This is a genomic window from Tomitella biformata AHU 1821 (assembly GCF_000524475.1).
Lineage (GTDB): Bacteria > Actinomycetota > Actinomycetes > Mycobacteriales > Mycobacteriaceae > Tomitella > Tomitella biformata.
In genome coordinates, this window is the sequence record NZ_BAVQ01000043.1 from 137,034 (window position 1) to 155,268 (window position 18,235).

The 18,235-nt window shown below is 71.6% G+C and carries 13 protein-coding genes; 7 read left to right on the forward strand and 6 right to left on the reverse strand.

Annotation, left to right across the window (positions count from 1 at the left end):
- Positions 1-4: 4 nt before the first annotated feature.
- The gene (locus tag TBIF_RS14395; protein WP_084611714.1) at positions 5-1,054 is read right to left on the reverse strand and encodes a YlbL family protein; all 1,050 of its coding nucleotides are present in this window, start codon (positions 1,052-1,054) and stop codon (positions 5-7) included.
- 125 nt (positions 1,055-1,179) lie between these two features.
- On the opposite strand from TBIF_RS14395, the gene TBIF_RS23690 reads away from it, so the two are divergent.
- The 3 genes from TBIF_RS23690 (at position 1,180) to TBIF_RS14410 (ending at position 4,961) form a co-directional block, all read left to right on the forward strand.
- Positions 1,180-2,589, forward strand: a complete 1,410-nt coding sequence (locus tag TBIF_RS23690) for a zinc-dependent metalloprotease (protein WP_038171239.1) — start codon at positions 1,180-1,182, stop codon at positions 2,587-2,589.
- 106 nt (positions 2,590-2,695) lie between these two features.
- Positions 2,696-3,634, forward strand: coding sequence for a hypothetical protein (locus TBIF_RS14405; protein WP_024795482.1), 939 nt, complete (start codon positions 2,696-2,698; stop codon positions 3,632-3,634).
- A 4-nt stretch (positions 3,635-3,638) separates the two neighbouring features.
- A complete protein-coding gene (locus TBIF_RS14410; RefSeq protein WP_024795483.1) occupies positions 3,639-4,961 on the forward strand; it encodes an ABC1 kinase family protein in 1,323 nt (440 codons plus the stop codon).
- A gap of 153 nt (positions 4,962-5,114) precedes the next feature.
- On the opposite strand, the gene TBIF_RS14415 is transcribed toward TBIF_RS14410, so the two are convergent.
- The gene (locus TBIF_RS14415; protein WP_024795484.1) at positions 5,115-7,247 is read right to left on the reverse strand and encodes an ATP-dependent DNA helicase UvrD2; all 2,133 of its coding nucleotides are present in this window, start codon (positions 7,245-7,247) and stop codon (positions 5,115-5,117) included.
- A gap of 83 nt (positions 7,248-7,330) precedes the next feature.
- On the opposite strand from TBIF_RS14415, the gene TBIF_RS14420 reads away from it, so the two are divergent.
- From TBIF_RS14420 to TBIF_RS14430, 3 genes are all read left to right on the forward strand, one after another.
- A complete protein-coding gene (locus tag TBIF_RS14420; protein WP_024795485.1) occupies positions 7,331-7,597 on the forward strand; it encodes a mycoredoxin in 267 nt (88 codons plus the stop codon).
- A 7-nt stretch (positions 7,598-7,604) separates the two neighbouring features.
- Positions 7,605-8,231, forward strand: coding sequence for a maleylpyruvate isomerase family mycothiol-dependent enzyme (locus TBIF_RS14425; RefSeq protein WP_024795486.1), 627 nt, complete (start codon positions 7,605-7,607; stop codon positions 8,229-8,231).
- A 106-nt stretch (positions 8,232-8,337) separates the two neighbouring features.
- Positions 8,338-8,910 (forward strand): DUF6434 domain-containing protein, encoded by a 573-nt coding sequence (locus TBIF_RS14430; protein WP_024795487.1) that lies wholly within the window; start codon positions 8,338-8,340, stop codon positions 8,908-8,910.
- Positions 8,911-8,984: 74 nt separating this feature from the next.
- On the opposite strand, the gene nudC is transcribed toward TBIF_RS14430, so the two are convergent.
- Entirely contained in the window at positions 8,985-9,920 is a 936-nt protein-coding gene (nudC, locus tag TBIF_RS14435; protein ID WP_024795488.1) for an NAD(+) diphosphatase, read from the reverse strand.
- A 50-nt stretch (positions 9,921-9,970) separates the two neighbouring features.
- A complete protein-coding gene (locus TBIF_RS14440) occupies positions 9,971-11,050 on the reverse strand; it encodes a potassium channel family protein (RefSeq protein WP_024795489.1) in 1,080 nt (359 codons plus the stop codon).
- A gap of 144 nt (positions 11,051-11,194) precedes the next feature.
- Here TBIF_RS14440 and TBIF_RS14445 point away from each other — a divergent pair, with 144 nt between their 5' ends.
- Entirely contained in the window at positions 11,195-11,590 is a 396-nt protein-coding gene (locus TBIF_RS14445) for a DoxX family protein (RefSeq protein WP_038171241.1), read from the forward strand.
- On the opposite strand, the gene TBIF_RS14450 is transcribed toward TBIF_RS14445, so the two are convergent.
- Positions 11,534-14,842: an ATP-dependent helicase gene (locus tag TBIF_RS14450; protein ID WP_024795491.1), complete on the reverse strand. Its 3,309-nt coding sequence runs from the start codon at positions 14,840-14,842 to the stop codon at positions 11,534-11,536. The genes TBIF_RS14445 and TBIF_RS14450 overlap by 57 nt on opposite strands.
- A 5-nt stretch (positions 14,843-14,847) precedes the next feature.
- Positions 14,848-18,189 (reverse strand): ATP-dependent helicase, encoded by a 3,342-nt coding sequence (locus TBIF_RS14455; protein ID WP_051461558.1) that lies wholly within the window; start codon positions 18,187-18,189, stop codon positions 14,848-14,850.
- Positions 18,190-18,235 lie beyond the last annotated feature (46 nt).

The window sequence follows — 18,235 nt, forward strand, 5'->3', positions numbered from 1 at the left end:
GCAGCTAGCAGGATGGCGCCTGGCCGTCGGCTGTGGCGACGGCCGCCAATCCGGACACCGCGCTGGCCAGGCTCTCGACCTTCACCAGGTCCAGGCCGTCCGGCACGTGCCGGGCTGCCTCGGCGCAGTTCGCGGCCGGCACCAGGAAGATCGTCGCCCCGGCCGCCTGGGCCGCGGCCATCTTGTAGGTGATCCCGCCGATGGGGCCCACCTGGCCGTTCTCGTCGATGGTGCCGGTGCCAGCGACAAATTTGCCGCCGTTGAGCTCCCCCGGGCTCAGCTTGTCCACGAGGGCCAGCGAGAACATCAGGCCCGCCGACGGACCGCCGATACCGGCGAGGTTGAACGTGACGTCCACATCGGAGACCGGCACCTCGCTCAGCAGGATGCCGAGGACGGCCGTCTGATCGTCGCCCTCCCCCGACTTGCCCAGCTCGACGGTCTTGGTCTGCACGTCCGCCCCGCGGCGGATCTCGATCTCCACGTTGTCGCCCGGCTGCTTCGCGCCAATCGCGGCCTTGGCCGCGGCCGCATCCGCGACCTCGACGCCGCCGATCCGCAACAACACATCGTCCGGCTCGAGCGTGCCGTCCGCGGGGCCGCCCGCCACCACCTGCCCGACGGCCGGGGCCAGCGCGAACGGCTTGTCCAGGAATCGCAGCGCCGCGAGCTCCGCGCTGGTCTCAGAGGACTGGAAGTCGGCGGAGTTCTCCTGCTGGATCTCGTCCTTCGACTTGCCGGGCTGATATACCTCGTCGCGCGGCACGATGCCGTTGTCGCCACTCGCCCACAGCCCGATCGCCTCGAACAGTGTCAGCTGGTCCCGGACGGCGACGGTGGTCATGTTGAGGTTGCCGGCCGTCGGGTCGACGGGCGCGCCGGTCACATCGACCACGGGCACGGTCTGTGTCTGCTGCTCGCCATCGACGTCGACCGCAATTTCCGTGTCGCCGAGTGTGTTGACCGTCGGCCCCGGGCCCATCGCCACGAATGGCACCACCACGGTGAAGCCGGCAATCAAGAGCGCAACGACCGGCGCCAGCAGAGCCGCCATTGTAAGGATCCGTCGAGTCACCCGGCCAAGCGTAGAGCGCCCGCGGTTCCGGCGCCGACGCGGTGTGCCTGTTCGCCTTGAGCATGATGCCTCGACTCACCGCGCCATGCCGGTACCGTTGAGGCATGAGCGATACGCCGTTTGGCTTCTCGAGCAATGACCCCGACGATCCCAACAATCCCGACGACAAGGGAGATAAGGGCGACAAGGGCGGCTCCGGCTCGGACCCGTTCGGGTTCGCCGCATTCGGGCAGCAGGGCGGCGGCAACTTCGACCCCAGCCAGCTCGGCGAGATGCTCTCCCAATTCGGCCAGATGCTCTCCGGCATGGGCGGCGCGATGGCCGGCGGCGGCGATGGCAAGGGCACCGTGAATTACGAGCTCGCCAGCAAGACGGCCAAGTCCGCGCTGAAGAACGTCGTCCCCGTCACCGCCGAGCACACCCAGGCCGTGGTCGACGCGGTCCGGCTCGCCGAGCTGTGGATGGATGAGAACACGACGATGCCCACCGGCGTGCACGTGACCGAGGCGTGGACGCCCGCGCAGTGGATCGACGCCACCATCGACAGCTGGCAGCGCCTCTGCGATCCCGTCGCGAACCAGATGGCCACCATGTGGACGAAGGGCCTGCCCGCCGAGGCCCAGCAGATGGCTGGCCCCATGATGGGCATGATCACCCAGATGAGCGGGGCCGCGTACGGCCAGCAGCTGGGGCAGGCCCTGGGCCACCTCTCCACCACCGTCCTCACCTCCACCGAGATCGGCCTGCCGCTGGGCCGCGTCGGCACCGCCGCGCTGCTGCCCGCCGCCATCGCCACGTTCGGCGAGGGCCTGGAACAGCCGCGCTCCGAGGTGCTGATGTTCCTGGCCGCGCGCGAGGCGGCGCACCATCGCCTGTTCAGCCATGTCCCGTGGCTCTCCTCGCGGCTGTTCGACGCTGTCGAGTCCTATGCCCGCGGCATCACCATGGACTTCTCCGCAATCGAGGAAGCTGCCCGCAACTTCGACCCGACGTCCCTGTCCGACCCGTCCGCGCTACAGGATCTTCTGGGCCAGGGCACGTTCGAGCCGAAGGACACCCCCGAGCAGAAGGCCGCGCTGGAGCGCCTCGAGGTGCTGCTCGCGCTCGTCGAGGGCTGGGTCTCCACCGTGGTGGGCGCCTCGTTGCACGACCGGATCCCGGGCGCCAACGCGCTCGGCGAGACTCTGCGCAGACGACGCGCCAGCGGCGGTCCAGCGGAGCAGACCTTCGCCACACTGGTCGGCCTGGAACTGCGCCCGCGCAAGCTCCGCGAGGCGGCCGCGCTGTGGTCCAGGCTGACCACGGACCTCGGCATCGACAAGCGCGACGAGGTGTGGGCGCACCCCGACCTCCTCCCCGACAGCGGCGACCTGGACAACCCCGCCGGGTTCATCGACCGCCTTCTGGGCGGCGACAACAGCGACTTCGACAATCCCATCGCGCAGCTTGAGCGGTTGGAGGAGCAGGAGCGTAAGGATCGCGAGAACCCGGCCTCGGACGAGGCCGCGGACTAGCGAGTTCCATCTGGAGGACGTCGTCTCAGGTCAGGGCATAAAACACCCTGTGGATAACTCCCCTATTCCCGCTTGATTCCACCATGTCCTATGCCACAGTGGGCGCATGAGCGAGACTAGGCCTGCCGCGGACCTCTCCTTCCCCATTCTCGATCGCTGCGCGTCGGTGCTTCTGCGCCCGGACGGCACCGTGCAGCTCGGTGTTGACCCGCATCGCGCGGTGGTGATCACCCCGCCGGCGGAGGTGACGGCCGAGCAGACCGTGCGGCTGCTCGGCCACCTCGACGGCAGCCAAAGCCTCGATGAGGCCTGTATGCGATCCGCCGTCGCCAAAGAGTCGGTGCTGCCGATCTTGGAAGAGCTCGGCCGGTCCGGGTTCCTGTCGGCCCGCCGGCCCGAGCCCGTCCGGCGGAGCCCGGTCCGCGTGCACGGCCGCGGCCCGCTCACCGACCATCTGCGCAGCCACCTGCTCGATCTCGGGTTCACCGTGCTGCACACGTCCGCGAACACTCCCAGCGGCGACGAGTCCCGCTGGCAGACCGGGCTGGTGCTGCTCACCGACCGCATCGTCCCCGAGCCTGGGATGCTGCGCGAGCTGCACAGCCGGGCGATCCCCCACCTGTCGGTCCGCCTGCGCGACGGCGTCGGCGTGCTCGGCCCCCTGGTGCTGCCGGGGACCACCAGTTGCCTGCGCTGCGCCGACCTCTACCGGCGCGATCTCGACCCGGATTGGCCGCTGCTGTTGGCCCAGCAGCTTGGCCGCACCGGCAATGCGTGCCGCGCCACGCTGCTGGCGACCGTCGGCCTGGCGATGACCGAGTTGGCCCGCATCCTCACCCCCGGCAGCAATTCCCCGCACCTGGCGCAAGGTCAACCTGTGACTCTGAACACGACAATCGAGGTGGATCTGCGGACGCCGTCGTTGGCGACTCGGCACTGGCCACGGCACCCTTTGTGCAGGTGCTGGAGCCCCACCTCGAGCGGCCCCGCACACCCTGGATTCCAGGCAGTCGCCAGCCAAGTCGGCGCGAATCGGGAACAATGAGTCCGTGTCTGACATTCCGCGCCGCGGCGCCACCCGCACTGTGAAGCTTGCATCACTTCCACTGGGCATCGCCGGACGCGCCGCCGCCGGATTCGGCAAGCGGCTGACCGGGCAGAGCTCCGCGGAAATCAACGCCGACCTCGCCACCAAGGCGGCGGAGCAGCTCTTCGCCGTGCTCGGCGAGCTCAAGGGCGGCGCCATGAAGCTGGGCCAGGCCATGAGCGTGTTCGAGGCCGCGATGCCCGAGGAGATCGCCGGCCCCTACCGCGAGGCGCTGACGAAACTGCAGAAAGACGCCCCGCCCATGGCCGCAAGTGCCGTGCACCGAGTGCTCGACCAACAGCTGGGCACCAGTTGGCGAGACCGGTTCGAGTCCTTCGACGACGTCCCCGCCGCCGCCGCTAGCATCGGGCAGGTGCACCGCGCGGTCTGGTCCGACGGCCGCCGAGTCGCCGTCAAGATCCAGTACCCCGGCGCTGACGAGGCCCTGCGCTCGGATCTGCGCCAGCTGCGCCGCCTCGCCCCCATCTTCAAGCCGTTCGCCCCCGGCACCGATGTCAAGGCGCTCGTGGACGAGCTGGCCGCGCGCTCCGAGGAGGAGCTCGACTACCGCATCGAGGCGAACTACCAGCGCGCGTTCGCCACCGAGTTCGCCGACGACCCCATGATCTCAGTCCCCGCCGTGGTCGCCAGCTCCCCAAAGGTGGTGGTCACCGAATGGATGGAGGGCACCCCCCTCGCCGAGATCATCGCCGACGGCACCCCCGAGCAGCGCAACGCGGCGGGCGTGCGGCTGTGCGAGTTCCACTTCTCCTCCCCCGCCCGGGTCGGGCTCATGCACACCGACCCACACCCCGGGAACTTCATGATCCTGCCCGACGGCCGCCTGGGCGCCATCGACTTCGGCGCCGTCGTCGCCCTGCCCGACGGCATCCCGCAGGTGCTCACGGAGATGGTGCGCCTGGCCGTGCAAAACCGGCCCGAGGACCTGGTCGCCCTCATGACGATCTCCGGCTACGTCGCGCGCGGGGACAAGCTGGACCCCCAAGATGCGCTGGACTTCCTCCGCCCGTTCGTGGAGCCCCTGCGGGTGGAGACCTTCCACTTCAGCCGCGAATGGATGCAGCAGATCGCCGGGAAGTACTCCAACATGCGCGGCAAGGAGTTCCAGACGAGCCGCGCGTTCACGCTGCCGCCGGAGTACCTCATGATCCACCGCGTCCTCAGCGGCTCCGTGGCGATCCTGTGCCAGCTCGACGCGAACGCGCCCTTCCAGTCCGTGATCGCCAAGTGGACCCCGGACATGCTGGTCGACCCCACCGCGTAGCCCCCGCGGTCCTCCTGCCGCGCACCTCCTGCCGCGCACGTTCGCCGCGGGTTCGCAGATTGGCTGCGATTGCAATCGCGGGGTGGCTGCGTAATCGCGGCGACCTTGGGCAACCGCGGCGAACTCGGTGTCAGCGTCGGGCGGGGCGCGGTGCTAATCCGGCAGGGGCTCGTCCGAGACCTCGACGGGCTCGCCGCGGATAATCGCCAGCACGTCCGCGCCGTACCGCTCCAGCTTGGCCGCGCCGATACCCGGGATCGAGGTCAGCGCGGTCTCGCTGGCGGGCAACTGCTCCGCGATCGCCGTCAGCGTCGCGTCCGTGAACACGATGTAGGCGGGCACCGACTGCTGCTTCGCCTTGGCCGAGCGCCAATTCCGCAACGCGTCGAACACGGCGTCGTCGAGGTTCGAGGGGCAGCTCTCGCAGCGGCCCAGCTTGGTCGACATCGTCGTGATCAGGCCCTTGCCGCAGACTCGGCAGCGCGGCTTCTTCCGCTCGCGCGTCGGGGGCGTCGCAATCTTCGACGCCGGCGAGCTATCCGGCACCACACCGTGCATGAAGCGCGAGCGGCGGCGCGTCTTGCGCCCGCCCTCGTTGCGCGCCAGCGCCCACGACATCGCGAGGTGCTCGCGGGCCCGCGTCACGCCGACGTAGAGCAGGCGTCGCTCCTCCTCCACCGCGGCCTCGTCGTCCGGCTCGCCGCCGCTGCCGAGGGCGTGCGTGATCGGCAGCATCCCCTCGGTCAGGCCGACGAGGAACACCGCGTCCCATTCCAGGCCCTTCGCCGCGTGCAGCGACGCGAGGGTGACGCCGTCGACCACCGGTGGGTGCCTGGCCTCGGCGCGCTTGGCCAGCTCGACCAGGAGCCCGCCGAGGGTCAGCTCCGGCTCGTGGACCAAGACCTCCTCGGTGAGCTGGATCAGCGAGCGCAGCGAGCCCCACCGCTCGCGGGCCTGCGCGCCGGTCGGCTCGGTGTCGGTGAGCCCCAGCGGGACCAGCACGGCGCGCACCAGCGTCACGAGGTTCGCGCCGACGTCCGCGCCCTCCGGCAGGTCGTCGCGGCCCGCGGTCTGGCGCAGCGCGTGGATGGCCTGGCGCACCTCCTGGCGGTTGAAGAACCCCTCGCCGCCGCGCACCTGGAACGGGATACCCGCCTCGGTGAGCGCCTGCTCATGCACCTCGGACTGGGCGTTGATGCGGTAGAGCACCGCGATCTCGGACGCCGGGGTGCCGTTCGCGATCAGCTTCTTGATTTGCGCGGCGACGTTCACGGCCTCGCCCGGCTCGTCGTCGTACTCCGCGAACAGCGGGGCGGGGCCTGCCGGGCGCTGGCCGATCAGCTTGAGCCGGGTGCCGGCGATGCGCCCGCGGGCCGCGCCGATCACCTGGTTCGCGAGCTCGACCACCTGGGGCGTCGAGCGGTAGTCACGCTCGAGCCGCACCACCGTCGCGTCGGGGAACCTGCGCGAGAAGTCGAGGAGGTATTTCGGCGAGGCGCCGGTGAACGAGTAGATGGTCTGGTTCGCGTCGCCGACCACCGTGAGGTCGTCGCGCTGGCCCAGCCACGCGTCGAGCACCCGCTGCTGCAGCGGGGTGACGTCCTGGTACTCGTCGACGACGAAGCAGCGGTACCGGTCCCGGAACTCCTCCGCGACGGCAGAGTTCTCCTCCAGCGCGGCGGCGGTGTGCAGCAGCAGATCGTCGAAGTCCAGAGAGGTCGAGTAGGACTTGATCTGCTCATAAGCGGCATAGACCGCGGCAACCTGCTCCGGCGCCGTCGGGGTGTCCCGGCGCAGCCTCGCGGCCACCTCCGGGTACTGCTCCGGTGCGATCAGCGAGCCCTTGGCCCACTCGATCTCACCCGCGAGGTCGCGGATGCTGTCGGTGCTGGTGGACACGCCCACCTGCGACGCGGCCTGCCCCACCACGCCGAATTTGCGGTCGAGGAGCTGCCACTCCATGTCCCCGACCACCTGGGGCCAGAAGTACCGCAGCTGCCGCAGCGCCGCGGCGTGGAAGGTACGGGCCTGCACGGCCCCGCTGCTCGCGTCGCCGATGCCCAGTGCCCGCAGCCGCGTCCGCATCTCCCCGGCCGCGCGGGCCGTGAACGTGACGGCCAGGACCTGGCCCGCGGCCACATGGCCGTCGGACACCAGGTGCGCGATGCGACGGGTGATGGTGCGCGTCTTGCCCGTGCCGGCGCCGGCCAGCACACACACGGGTCCGCGCGGCGCGAGCACCGCGGCGGTCTGTTCAGGGTCGAGTCCGGCAACTGCTGTGGGCATGGGGCCATCCTCTCAGCCCCCTCTGACAAGCCCGGGTCCGGCCACCAGGGAATAAACCCCGCCTGCGGTTGGTTGGCCCAGCCGTGACCGCAAATGACGTTTCCGTGCTGACCATGTACTCGACCACCTGGTGTGGCTTCTGCCGCCGACTCAAGACGCAGCTCAACGAGGCCGGGATCGAGTTCGTCGAGATCGACATCGAGTCCGATCCCGCTGCCGCCGACTTCGTGGCCAGTGTCAACGACGGCAACCACGTGGTGCCCACCCTGCTGTTCCCCGGCGGCGAGACGGCGACGAACCCGCCGCTCAAGGGCGTGCAACGGCGGCTTGGGCTCCTCGAGCAGGACTGACTAAGACATGCGGCGGGCGACGGCGGCGATCTGGTCCGCGGTCCACGTGGAGCGACGCGCGCTGGTGACCGACCTGTCCGGCCTGCGCGCCGAGCAGTGGTCAGCCGCCTCCCTCTGCCCCGGCTGGGATGTGCACGACGTGCTCGCCCACCTGGTGGACACGGCTCGGACTGGCCGGCTCGCCTTCGTCCGCGAGATGCTGCGGGCCCGCCTGGACTTCGACCGCGCGAATGAGAACGGCATCGCCCGGGAGAGGCGCCCGGACCCGCGGGAGACCCTTCGAGCCTTCGAGGACGCTATGGGGCTCACCCGGACTCCCCCGGCGAACCTCGCGACGCGCTTGGTGGAGGCGTTCGTGCACGGCGAGGACATCCGCCGCCCGCTGGGCCTGGCCGGCAGCTATCCGGCGCAGGCCGTCGTCCAGGCCCTCGCCTACCAACTCCGCACCCCGGCCTCCTTCGGCGGCGGCCGGGAACGCGCCGTGGGCCTGCGCCTGATCGACCGGCAGACTGGGACGACGTGGGGACAGGGCGAGACCGTCGAGGGCGACGGCGTCGATTTGCTGCTCGCCATCTCGGGGCGCCCCGTCGCCGCAGATCGACTCAGCGGTAGCGGGGCAGCCCGGCTCGCCTAATCTGGCGTAGTGCCGGGTGCCGGGCCACCCCGGCACCCACCTCCGCTTGCCTGCTCGAACCACTCACTAGGGTAGCGACGGCCGGCGGGTCCTGTTGGATGGCAAGATGCCCTCCCACTCTGTCAGCCCGTCGGACCGCCCAGCACTACGCGCCGAGCTGACCGCCGCCGAGTTCTCCCGTTGGTACTGGACAAAGGCCGAGCTACTCAGTTTCGCCCGCGCTGCGGGTCTGCGCACGTCTGGCCGGAAGGCGGAATTAGCCAACCGGATTGCCGCCGATCTAGACGGCCGCGAACCGTCGATCCCGCTGACGGTTCGGCCGAAATCCAGCCGCCAGCTCGCACCGCCCTTGGCCCCTGCCACCGCCATCCCGCCCGGCCAACGGTGCAGCCAAGTGGTCCGCGCCTGGTTCACCGAGCACGTGGACCCGCACTTCCACTTCGACGCCGCGATGCGCGAGTTCTTCGCTGCCGCGGATGGAACCTCCACCCTCGCCGACGCGGCCGCCCACTGGCGCGCCACCCGCGACGCCCCGGCCCCGGAGATCGGCGCCCAATTCGAGCTCAACCGGTTCACCCGGCAGTGGCACCTCGATAACCCCGGCAGCAATCGCGCGGACCTAATGGAGGCCTGGCGCACCTATCGAGCACTGCCGATCGACGAGCGGGGCAGGGCGTAGCGTTCGATGCCGAGCTGACGGTCCCGCGGAACCGTCAGCTCGGCATCGCCCGGCGGACGTGCTGGGACCCACGCCTAGTCCAGCGCGGCCCAGGCCTCGAGGATGCCGCGGGCGATCGAGACCGACCCGGGCAGCATCGGCCGGGTCTGGCCGTCGTCGGCCCAGTCCCCCTGCGCGAGCGACGCGCGGACCTGGGCGCGGGTGAACCACTCGGCCTCGCCGATCTCGCCGTCGGAGAACACGAGCGGGGTCGAGGGGTCGCCGGTCGCGTGGAAGCCCAGCATCACCGAGCGGGGGAACGGCCAGGGCTGGCTGCCGAGATAGCGCACGTCGCTGACCTGCACACCGACCTCCTCCATGATCTCCCGCTCGACGCACGCCTCAAGGGACTCGCCAGCCTCGACGAAGCCGGCGAGGATCGAGAACATCCGCTTGGGCCAGGTGCCCTGGCGGGCGAGCAGCACGCGGTCCGCGCCGTCGTGCACCAGGCAGATGATGGCCGGGTCGGTGCGCGGGTACTCCTCGCGCTCGCATTTCTCGCAGACGCTGACCCAGCCGCCGCTCTTGAGCACGGTGGGCGCGCCGTCGCGGGCGCAGAATTTCGCCCCGTGATGCCAGTTGAGCACCGCCTGCGCGGCCACCATCCGGGCCGTGTCCACGGCGGCGAAGTGGACGCCGTGCGTGCGTAGGTCGCCAAGCTGCACGGCGCCGTCCATCTCGCCGGGGATGGGCGCGGAGTCCATCCGCGGGTCGCTGATGGCCCACATGTGCCGGCCGTCCTCGATGCCGAGCAGCACGGCGCCGGCGGGACGGTCCGGGGCGACCTCTAGGGCGTCCTCGTAGAGCACCGCGCTGCCGTCGGTCCGGACCTTGCCGCGCGCGCTCAGGCGCAGCACCCTGGCACTGGGCCAGCCGGCATCGAGCTGCGCGTCGTCCTCGCGCAGGCCCAGCGGTCGGTCGAGGGGATCACGGGAGAGCAGGGGCGGGCTGTGCAATTCGAATTCGCTCACCCGTCCCACTGTGCCACCGACGGGTCTGGCGCACGCGCGGTGTGCCTAGATCAGGCTTTGCGGATGTAGAGCAGGCGGTCGTGTTCCTCGATGGAATCGACTTCGGAGGTGCCCGCGCGCAGCAGTTTTCCGCCGCGCACGACGCCGAGCACGATGTCGCGCAGGTGCCGCGGTGAGCCGCCGATCTCCTCGCGCTCGACCTCCCGCTCGGCGATGGCGAAGCCCTGGTCCGGGGTGAGCAGGTCCTCGATCATCGCGACGACGCTCGGCGTGGACGTGGCCACGCCGAGCAGGCGCCCGGCGGTGGCGGACGAGACGACGACCGAGTCCGCGCCGGACTGCTCCAGCAGGTGCACGTACTCGGCCTCGCGCACGGAGGCGACGATCTTGGCCTTCGGCGCCAGCTCGCGGGCGGTCAGGGTCACCAGCACGGCCGTGTCGTCGCGGCTGGCGGCGACGATGATCGCAGATGCGCGCTGGGCGCCGGCCAGCTTGAGCACATCGGACTTGCTGCCGGAGCCGAGCACCGTGACCAGGCCGGCATGGGTGGCCTTCTCCAGCACCGCCGCGTCCGTGTCGACGACGACGATCTCGCCGGGAGGCACGCCGTCACCGGTCAACGCGTCCACCGCGGACCGCCCCTTGGTGCCGTATCCGACTACGACCGTGTGATCGCGCAACTTCCGCCTCCAACGCTGGATCTTCAGGGCTTGCCGAGAACGTTCTGTGAGGACCTCGATGGTCGTGCCGACCAACACCACCAGGAAGGCCATGCGCAGCGGTGTGATCACGAGGGTGTTCACCAGCCGGGCCGACTCGCTGACCGGCGAGATATCACCAAAACCGGTCGTGGTGACCGACACCGTCGCGTGGTAGAGCGCATCGAGGAACGTCATCGAGGCGCCGCCGCCGGCGTCGTTGTAGGCGACGTCCTGATAGCCGGCGCGCTGGAGATAGATGATGACTGCCGAGCCCATCAGCAGGCCTATGCCCAGAGCCAGGCGCCACAGCATGTTGCGGGCCGGGCTGACCCGGTGCATGGGCACCCGGATGATGTCGACGAGGTCGAAGTCCGGCCGGTCTGTCAGCTCGTCGTCCGTCTCGAACCGCTTGCGGATCCTACCGGCCATCGCACTGACCTCCGTTGCCGCTTTGGCGCCGTTTGCCGGCGAGTGCACTCACAACCGGGGAGCGTAGCCCGCCGCCCCGCCAAGTGTTGGGTGTCCCCTCATTTCCCACTGACACCGGCCCCCGCAGCAGCTAGCCTTCCCCCTATGAGACCTCGCGTGACACCCGGACAGAAGACCGCCGCCCTGGCCACGTTGCTGATTGGCGCGGGGGCTCTTCATATGGCGCGGCCAGAGCTGTTCGATCCCCTGGTCCCACCCCAGATCCCTGGCACCGCGCGCGGCTGGACCTATGCCTCCGGGGCCGCCGAGCTCGGCGTCGGCCTTGCCATCGCGGCCCCCGCCACCCGGCGGCTGGGTGCGGGCGCGGCGGCCGCGTTGTTCGTCGCCGTCTTCCCCGCAAACGTCTACATGGCTCTGCGGTGGCGGCGCCGTCCGCTGTCCTACCGTGCGATCGCCTATGGCCGGCTGCCGCTGCAGATCCCGCTAGTCCTGGCCGCCCTCGACATCCGCCGCAGCACTGTCCGCCGCGCCGCCCGCTGACGCCAGCAGCTCCGCCAACTCGGGACCCTCCGGCAGGTGCTTCGGGGCGACGGTCCGCCCGCTGCGCACATAGTGGAACGCCGCTCGGACTTGCCCCAGCGGCGCGCCGGAGAGCTCAGCCCACGCGATGCGGTAGACCGCGAGCTGCATCCCCACCGCGGCCTCCTCCGCCGCGGTGGGGGGAGCCCCGGTCTTCCAGTCGATCACCGTCCAGCCGCCGCCGGAGTCCCGGAACACCGCGTCCATTCGGCCGCGCAGCACGACGCCGCCGATGATGGTCTCGAATCCCGTCTCGACCTCAACAGGGGTGCGGTGCGCCCATTCGGAGTCCAGGAACGCCGCTTGCAGCTTCTCCAGATCCGCGTCGGGCGCGGCCCCAGTGTCGGCCGCGCCGGGCAGCTCGTCGAGGTCGAGGAGCCGGGTCGCGCCGAACCGGCGCTCGATCCACGCGTGGAACGCGGTGCCGCGTCGCGCGAGGGGGTTCGGCTTATAGGGCACGGGCCGGCGCAGCCGTTCGGCTAGGGCGTCCGGGTCTGCCTTGAGTGCGACGACCTGGCTCACCGACATCGAGCCCGGCAGCGTCACGTCGTGGCGGCGACGCCGATTGCTCTCCCGCTCGGCGAGGAGCAGCTCCACATCGGCGGCCCAACCGTCGGAATCTGCGGGGTCTTCCGCGTCCTGCGGCCCCGCCGCCAGCGCTGCGAGGACCAGCCGGGCGCCGTCCTCCACGGCCGGGCGGCGCGAGCCGAGCGGGTCCGCGGGCCACTGCGCTGCTCGCACCTGTGCGGCCAGCGGGTTCACGTCGGTGTCGGGCTCGGCGGCCCAGTGCTCCACCACTCCCGCACCGGCCTCCAGCACGTCGCGCGCCTCAAGCAGGAATGGCGAGGGCCCGCGGGATTTCCCGGCCTCGGGCCAGTGGTGACCGGAGAGCAGCAGCGTCTGCTCGGTGCGGGTGACGGCGACGTAGAACAGGCGCCGGTCCTCGTCGAGGCGGCGCTGGGCGAGGGCCTTCTTGTGCGACTCGATGGCGTTCTCGAGGTCTTTGCGATTGTTCACATCCTCGAACTCGAGCACGGGGATGCCCTCCCCGCCCGGCTCGGTGACGCGGTCCCCGCGCAGCTGCGGGGGCAGCTCGGTGACGTCGCCCAGCCAGGTGCTCGAACCACCCTCCGAGGGGAACACTCCCTTGACCAGGTGCGGGACCGCGACAACCTCCCATTCGAGGCCCTTCGCGGAGTGCACGGTGAGGATTTGCACGCGGTCCGGGTCCACCGAAACCTCGCCAGGGGTCAGGCCCTTCTCCACGGACTCCGCGGCGGCGAGGTAGGACAGCAGCCCGGTCAGCGTCGCGCGCGGGTCGGAGGCGTAGTCGGCGACGATGTCGGCGAACGCGTCGAGGTGCTCGCGGCCCACCCCCGCGGTGGAGTGACGCCGGGCGAGGGACTCCAGCCCGGCGCCGACCGCCCGCTCGACCTCGAAGACCAGCTCGCTGAGGGGTTGGCCGAGTCGCTCGCGCAGGGACGCGAGGAGTTTGGCGAGCTCGCCAATGCGCCGGCGCCCGATCTCCGAGTAGCGCTCCTCGGGGCCGGGGTCCGCGATAGCGTCGCCAAGCCCGGCGGGGTCGCTCGCGTCGCCGGGCAATGCGGAGTGCAGTGCGTCGTGCAGCTCATCGGCGTCGGTGATCGCCGCGCCGGAACCACCCCGTGCGCGCGAGTCCAGCTCTCGGGTGCGCCGGGCGAGTGCCGTCAGGTCGGCCGCGCCGAGCCGCCAACGGGCACCGGTCAGCACTCGCATCGCGGCACCGCCGGCGAGGGGGTCCGCGACCAGTCGCAGCATGCTGACGACGTCGCGGACCTCCGGCTCGTCGAGCAGCCCGCCGAGGCCGACGACCTCGACCGGCAGGCCCCGCGCGCGCAGCACCTCGGCCAGCGGGGCGGAGTCGGCGTTGCGGCGCACGAGCACCGCGGCGGTCGGGGCGGGCTCGCCAGCCTCGCGGGCCCGGGCGAACTGCGCGGCAATATGATCGGCGAGCCACTCGCGCTCGGCGGCGACATCCGCCAACAGCGCGCCCCGCACATTGCCCGGCTCCACGCCGGGGCGCGCCCGCAGCTCGCTAACAGTGACACCCTTGTGCCGCAGCGGCTCCGCGATCGCGTTCGCCAGCTGCAGCGCCTCGGCCGGGTTGCGCCAGCTGGTGAGCAGCTCCAGGGTGCGGGCGGGCGCATCGCCAGCCGGGAAGTCGGTGGCGAAGTACGGCAGGTTGGCAGCCGACGCGCCGCGCCAGCCGTAGATCGACTGCATCGGGTCGCCCACCGAGGTCAGCGCCACCGTTGACTTTGCCGCAGACCCGGCCACGCCGCCAAACAGCGAGGACAGCAGCACCCGCTGGGCGTGGCCGGTGTCCTGGTACTCGTCGAGCATCACCGCGCGGAACCGGCGACGCTCGGCCTCCCCCACCTCCGGGTGCGCCTGCGCGAGCCGGGCGGCAAGGGACATCTGACTGTTCGGGTCGAGCGCGCCCTCCGAGCGGAGCTCCTCGGCGAGTCGGCGCACCAGGGGCAGCAGCGCGATGCGCGCCTCCTGCTTGCGGATGATGTCGGTGAGCTTGGCGCTGGGCTCCGCCTTCTGGCGCGGCCCGGCGGGCAGGGTGAACAGCAGGTGCTCGAGGGCAACGTGCGCGGCCTCGAGGTCGGCGGGTTCCACGAGGTGCTCGCCGAGCTCGCCTGCGAGGGCCAGGACCTGCTCGGTGATCGTCGTGGGGTTCAAATCCGTGTCCAGCTCCCCGTCCCACGAGCTGACCACCCGGTGCGCCAGCTGCCACAGCTGCGTCTCCCCGAGCATCCGCACAGACGGCTCCATCGGCAGCAGCAGGCCGTATTCGCCCAGCAGCCGGCCGGCGTAGGAGTGGTAGGTGCCGACCTCGGGCTCGGCGGCGCGCAACCGGTCCCGGATCTCGCCGCCCGGATCGATGCGCCGCAGCAGGCTGGAGCCGCCGAGGCGGGCCAGGCGCTGGCGGATGCGCGTCGTCAGCTGCTGCGCGGCCTTGCGGGTGAAGGTCAGGCCGAGCACCTGCTCGGGCGTGACCATGCCGTTGGCGACGAGCCACACCACGCGCGCGGCCATCGTCTCCGTCTTGCCCGCCCCGGCCCCGGCGACGACGAGCACCGGCTCCAGCGGCGCCGAGATCACCGCCGCCTGCTCGTCGGTGGGCGGGAACTGGCCAAGCGCCTCCGCGATCTCCGCCGGGCTCACTGGGCTCACGGGTTCGTCACCTGTCTTCCTGAATCATGGGCCGGGCAGCTCGAGCTCACCGGACAGTGCCCGCACGTGTCGTTGACCGTGGCCGTGAACTCCGGCCCCCGGGTCGCAGCGGCGACCACGTGGATCGTCTGACGCCACTCCGCGGCGCGCTCCGGGGTCAGTGGCTGCTGGACCCGCTCGACGGCGACGCCGTGGCGGTCCGCCTTCGCGACGAACACCAGTCTGGCCCCGCCCGGCTCCTGTGCCTGCCCGTCAAAGCCGCCCGCCGCCGCGGCCACCTGGTAGGTGGCCAGCTGCGCGTGCTCCTCCGCCACCTGCTTGGTGACGGCGTTGCGGGCTGTTTTGACGTCGATAATCACGGGTCGGTCGTCGCCGTCCCGCTCGAGTCGGTCCACCCGACCACGCAACTGCACGTCCGGCAGTGCCGAGTCCGGGGAGGGCAGGACCACATCCACGCCGACCTCGACGCCGGACTCGGTGAGCTCGAACCTGGTGGCCAGCAACCAGTTTCGGAAGGCGTCGAGCATCTGCCGGTGCCGCGCGAGCTCGTGCCGCGAGTACCACGGGGAGCCGAGGTCCACCTGCTCCCACGCCTTGTCCATCTCCTCCTGCACCAGTTCCTCCGGCAGGTGCCCGGCGACGGCCTGCACCAGCGTGTGCACGAGGGTGCCGGTGACGGCGCTGACCTGCGAGCCGTCGGTGCCGCCGTGGCGCTCGAGCAGCCAGCGCAGGGTGCAGTTCTGCAGCTGCTCCACGTTCGACGGGGACAGCGAGACCGGCCCATCCGCCGTCTCCCACAGCGGCTCGCCGGTGCTGGCCGCGGCCAGCCCATGCCACTGGTCGGGGTGTGCGCCGGGCACCCCCGCAGCAGCGAGCCGGGCGAGTTGGGTGGCGGCCCTGGAGCGCCGCTCCTGGTCGGCGGGGTCCGCTGGATTCTCGGCGGGTTCAGCGCACAGCACCGCGCGCAGCTCCCCGACCAGCGCCGGCAGCGCCAACATGCGGCCCACGTCCGGTGTGGGCTCGGGCAAATCCGGGCCGTCGGGGCCGTCGGGGTCGGTATCGTCGGGCCCCTCGGCGCCGGAGTCCCTCAACCCGGACAGGAAGCGCGAGGGCGTCATATCCCCGTCCGCGGACTCGACGGCCGTGATGAGCAACCGGGACCGCGCGCGGGTGCAGGCCACGAGGAACAGTCGCCGCTCATCGGCCAGCAGCGGCGCGGTCCGCGAGAGTGTGACGGTTGGCCCGCCATCACCCGGCGCCGAGGCCACCCCGTCCATGACATCCACGAGATCCTCTGTGCCCAAAAGGGTTCCGCGGGCGCGCAGGTTGGGCCAGAGCCCATCCTGGACTCCGGCCACGGCGACGACGTCCCATTCGCGCCCGGCGGCGGAGTGCGCACTGAGGATGGTCACGGCCGCCGGAGCCGCGGCCCGCGCCCGCGTCTCGCCCGGCAGCTCCTGCTCGGTGACGTACTCGACGAACGCGGAGACGCGGGCGGCGGGCAGCCGGTCCACATAGTCGGCCGCCGAGTCGAACAGCGCGACGATCCCGTCTAGGTCGCGATCCGCCTGCACCCCCGCGGGACCGCCGCGGGCGGAGGCGGCGACCCAGCGGCCCTCGAGCCCGCTGGTGTGCCAGAGCTCCCACAGCACGTCCTCCACGCCGAGCCCGTCCGCCAGGGCATCGCGGCCGGCGGCGAGGACCTTGTGGGCCCGCAGCAACGGCCGGGCCTCGACCTCGCTCAGGCTGGAGAGCCCCGTCAGCGGGCCGGCGTCGGCCAGCAGCGCCTGCCGCAGCACCTCTGCGGAGTCCCGCTCACGCCCCGAGGCCAGCTCCGCCCGGCGCAGTCCGCGGCGCAGGCGGCGCAGCGCCACGGGGTCCGCCCCGCCCAGAGGGCCGGAGACCAGGGCGAGTGCGTCGTCGCCGGTGAACTCGGCCCCCGTCAGGGCTCGGAGAGCCAATAACAGGGAGGAGACGCCGTGCAGGCGGGCGAGCGGCAGCTCGTTGGCTGCCGTCGTCACGGGGACCCCGGCGGCGAGCAGCGCGCGGCGCAGCGCCGCCAGGGAAGACGGCACGGACCGCACGATCACGGCCATCCGGTCCCACGGCACGCCGTCCGCAAGGTGCGCGCGGCGCAGGGTGTCCGCGATCAGCGCGGCCTCGTGCGCTGGGGTGGTGAGCACCCGCACCTGCACCTGGCTCGCACGGGTCTCAGCAGCGAAGGGCCCGCGCTGCGGAGCGGCTGCGGGCAGCCGGGCGGCGATGCGCGCGCCGGTGTTCGCGAGCGCGGCGCCGTAGCGCCGGGCCTGGGTGAGCACGATGCGGTCCGGCGAGCCCGGCTCGGCCAGCCCCTCGAGGAAGTCCGCACTGGCCCCGCGGAAGCGGAAGACCTGCTGGTCGCCATCGCCCGCGATCGCGGTCAGCGCCGTGCCGTCGCCGAGCAGTCGCACCACCTGCGCGGCTTGGGGGTCGAGATGATGGGCGTCGTCGACCAGGACGCAGCGCAGCCGCGCGCGCTCCCCCGCCAACAGCTGTGGATCGATGGCGAACGCGTCCAGCGCCGCACTGATCAGCTCGGCCGCGTCCAGCGCCGGGGCCGTCGCCGTCGGGGCCTCCATACCGACCGACGAGCGCAGCAGCATGCCCTGCTCGTAGCGGCCCGCGAACTTGCCGGCGGCGACCCAGTCCGGTCGAGAGGCCTTGCGCCCCAACCGCTCCAAGTCCTCCGGGCCGTAGCCGCGCTCGGCGGCGCGCAGCATCAGATCCCGCAGCTCGCGGGCGAAGCCGACCATCCCGAGCGCCGGCCGCAGCCGCTTGGGCCACATCCGCGCGCCGTCCTCGATGTCGCCGCGCAGCATCTCGCGCAGCACGGCGTCCTGCTCCGCGCCGGTGATCAACCGCGGCGGCGGGTTGTCATGCGCGGCGGCGGCGAGGCGCAGCACCGCGAACGCGTAGGAGTGCACGGTGCGCACCAGCGGCTCGCGGGTGACCTGGCCGCCGTCGCCGTCGCCCTGAGCCAGCAGCGCCTCGGTGATCGCGGCCCGCAGCTCCCCCGCGGCCCGCTTGGACTGGGTCAGCAGCAGGATCGACTCGGGGTCCGCGCCCGCCCGCAGCTGCGCCAACACCAGGTCCACCAGCAGCGAGGTCTTGCCCGTCCCGGGCCCACCGAGGATCTGCACGGGCCGCCAGCCGCCGCGCGGCTTACCGGACGCGGCATGTTCGAGCAGCGCCGCCGCGTCCCCGTCCCACACCCGAGGCTCGAGAACTTTCCGCGACGCCGGAACCAGCCGGGCCCGCGACCCCTCGCCTGATCCACTACCTCGTTGTCCCTTGCGCACCCGACCATCTCAGCACGGGGCTCTGACAAGGTGGCGGCAGCGCTCT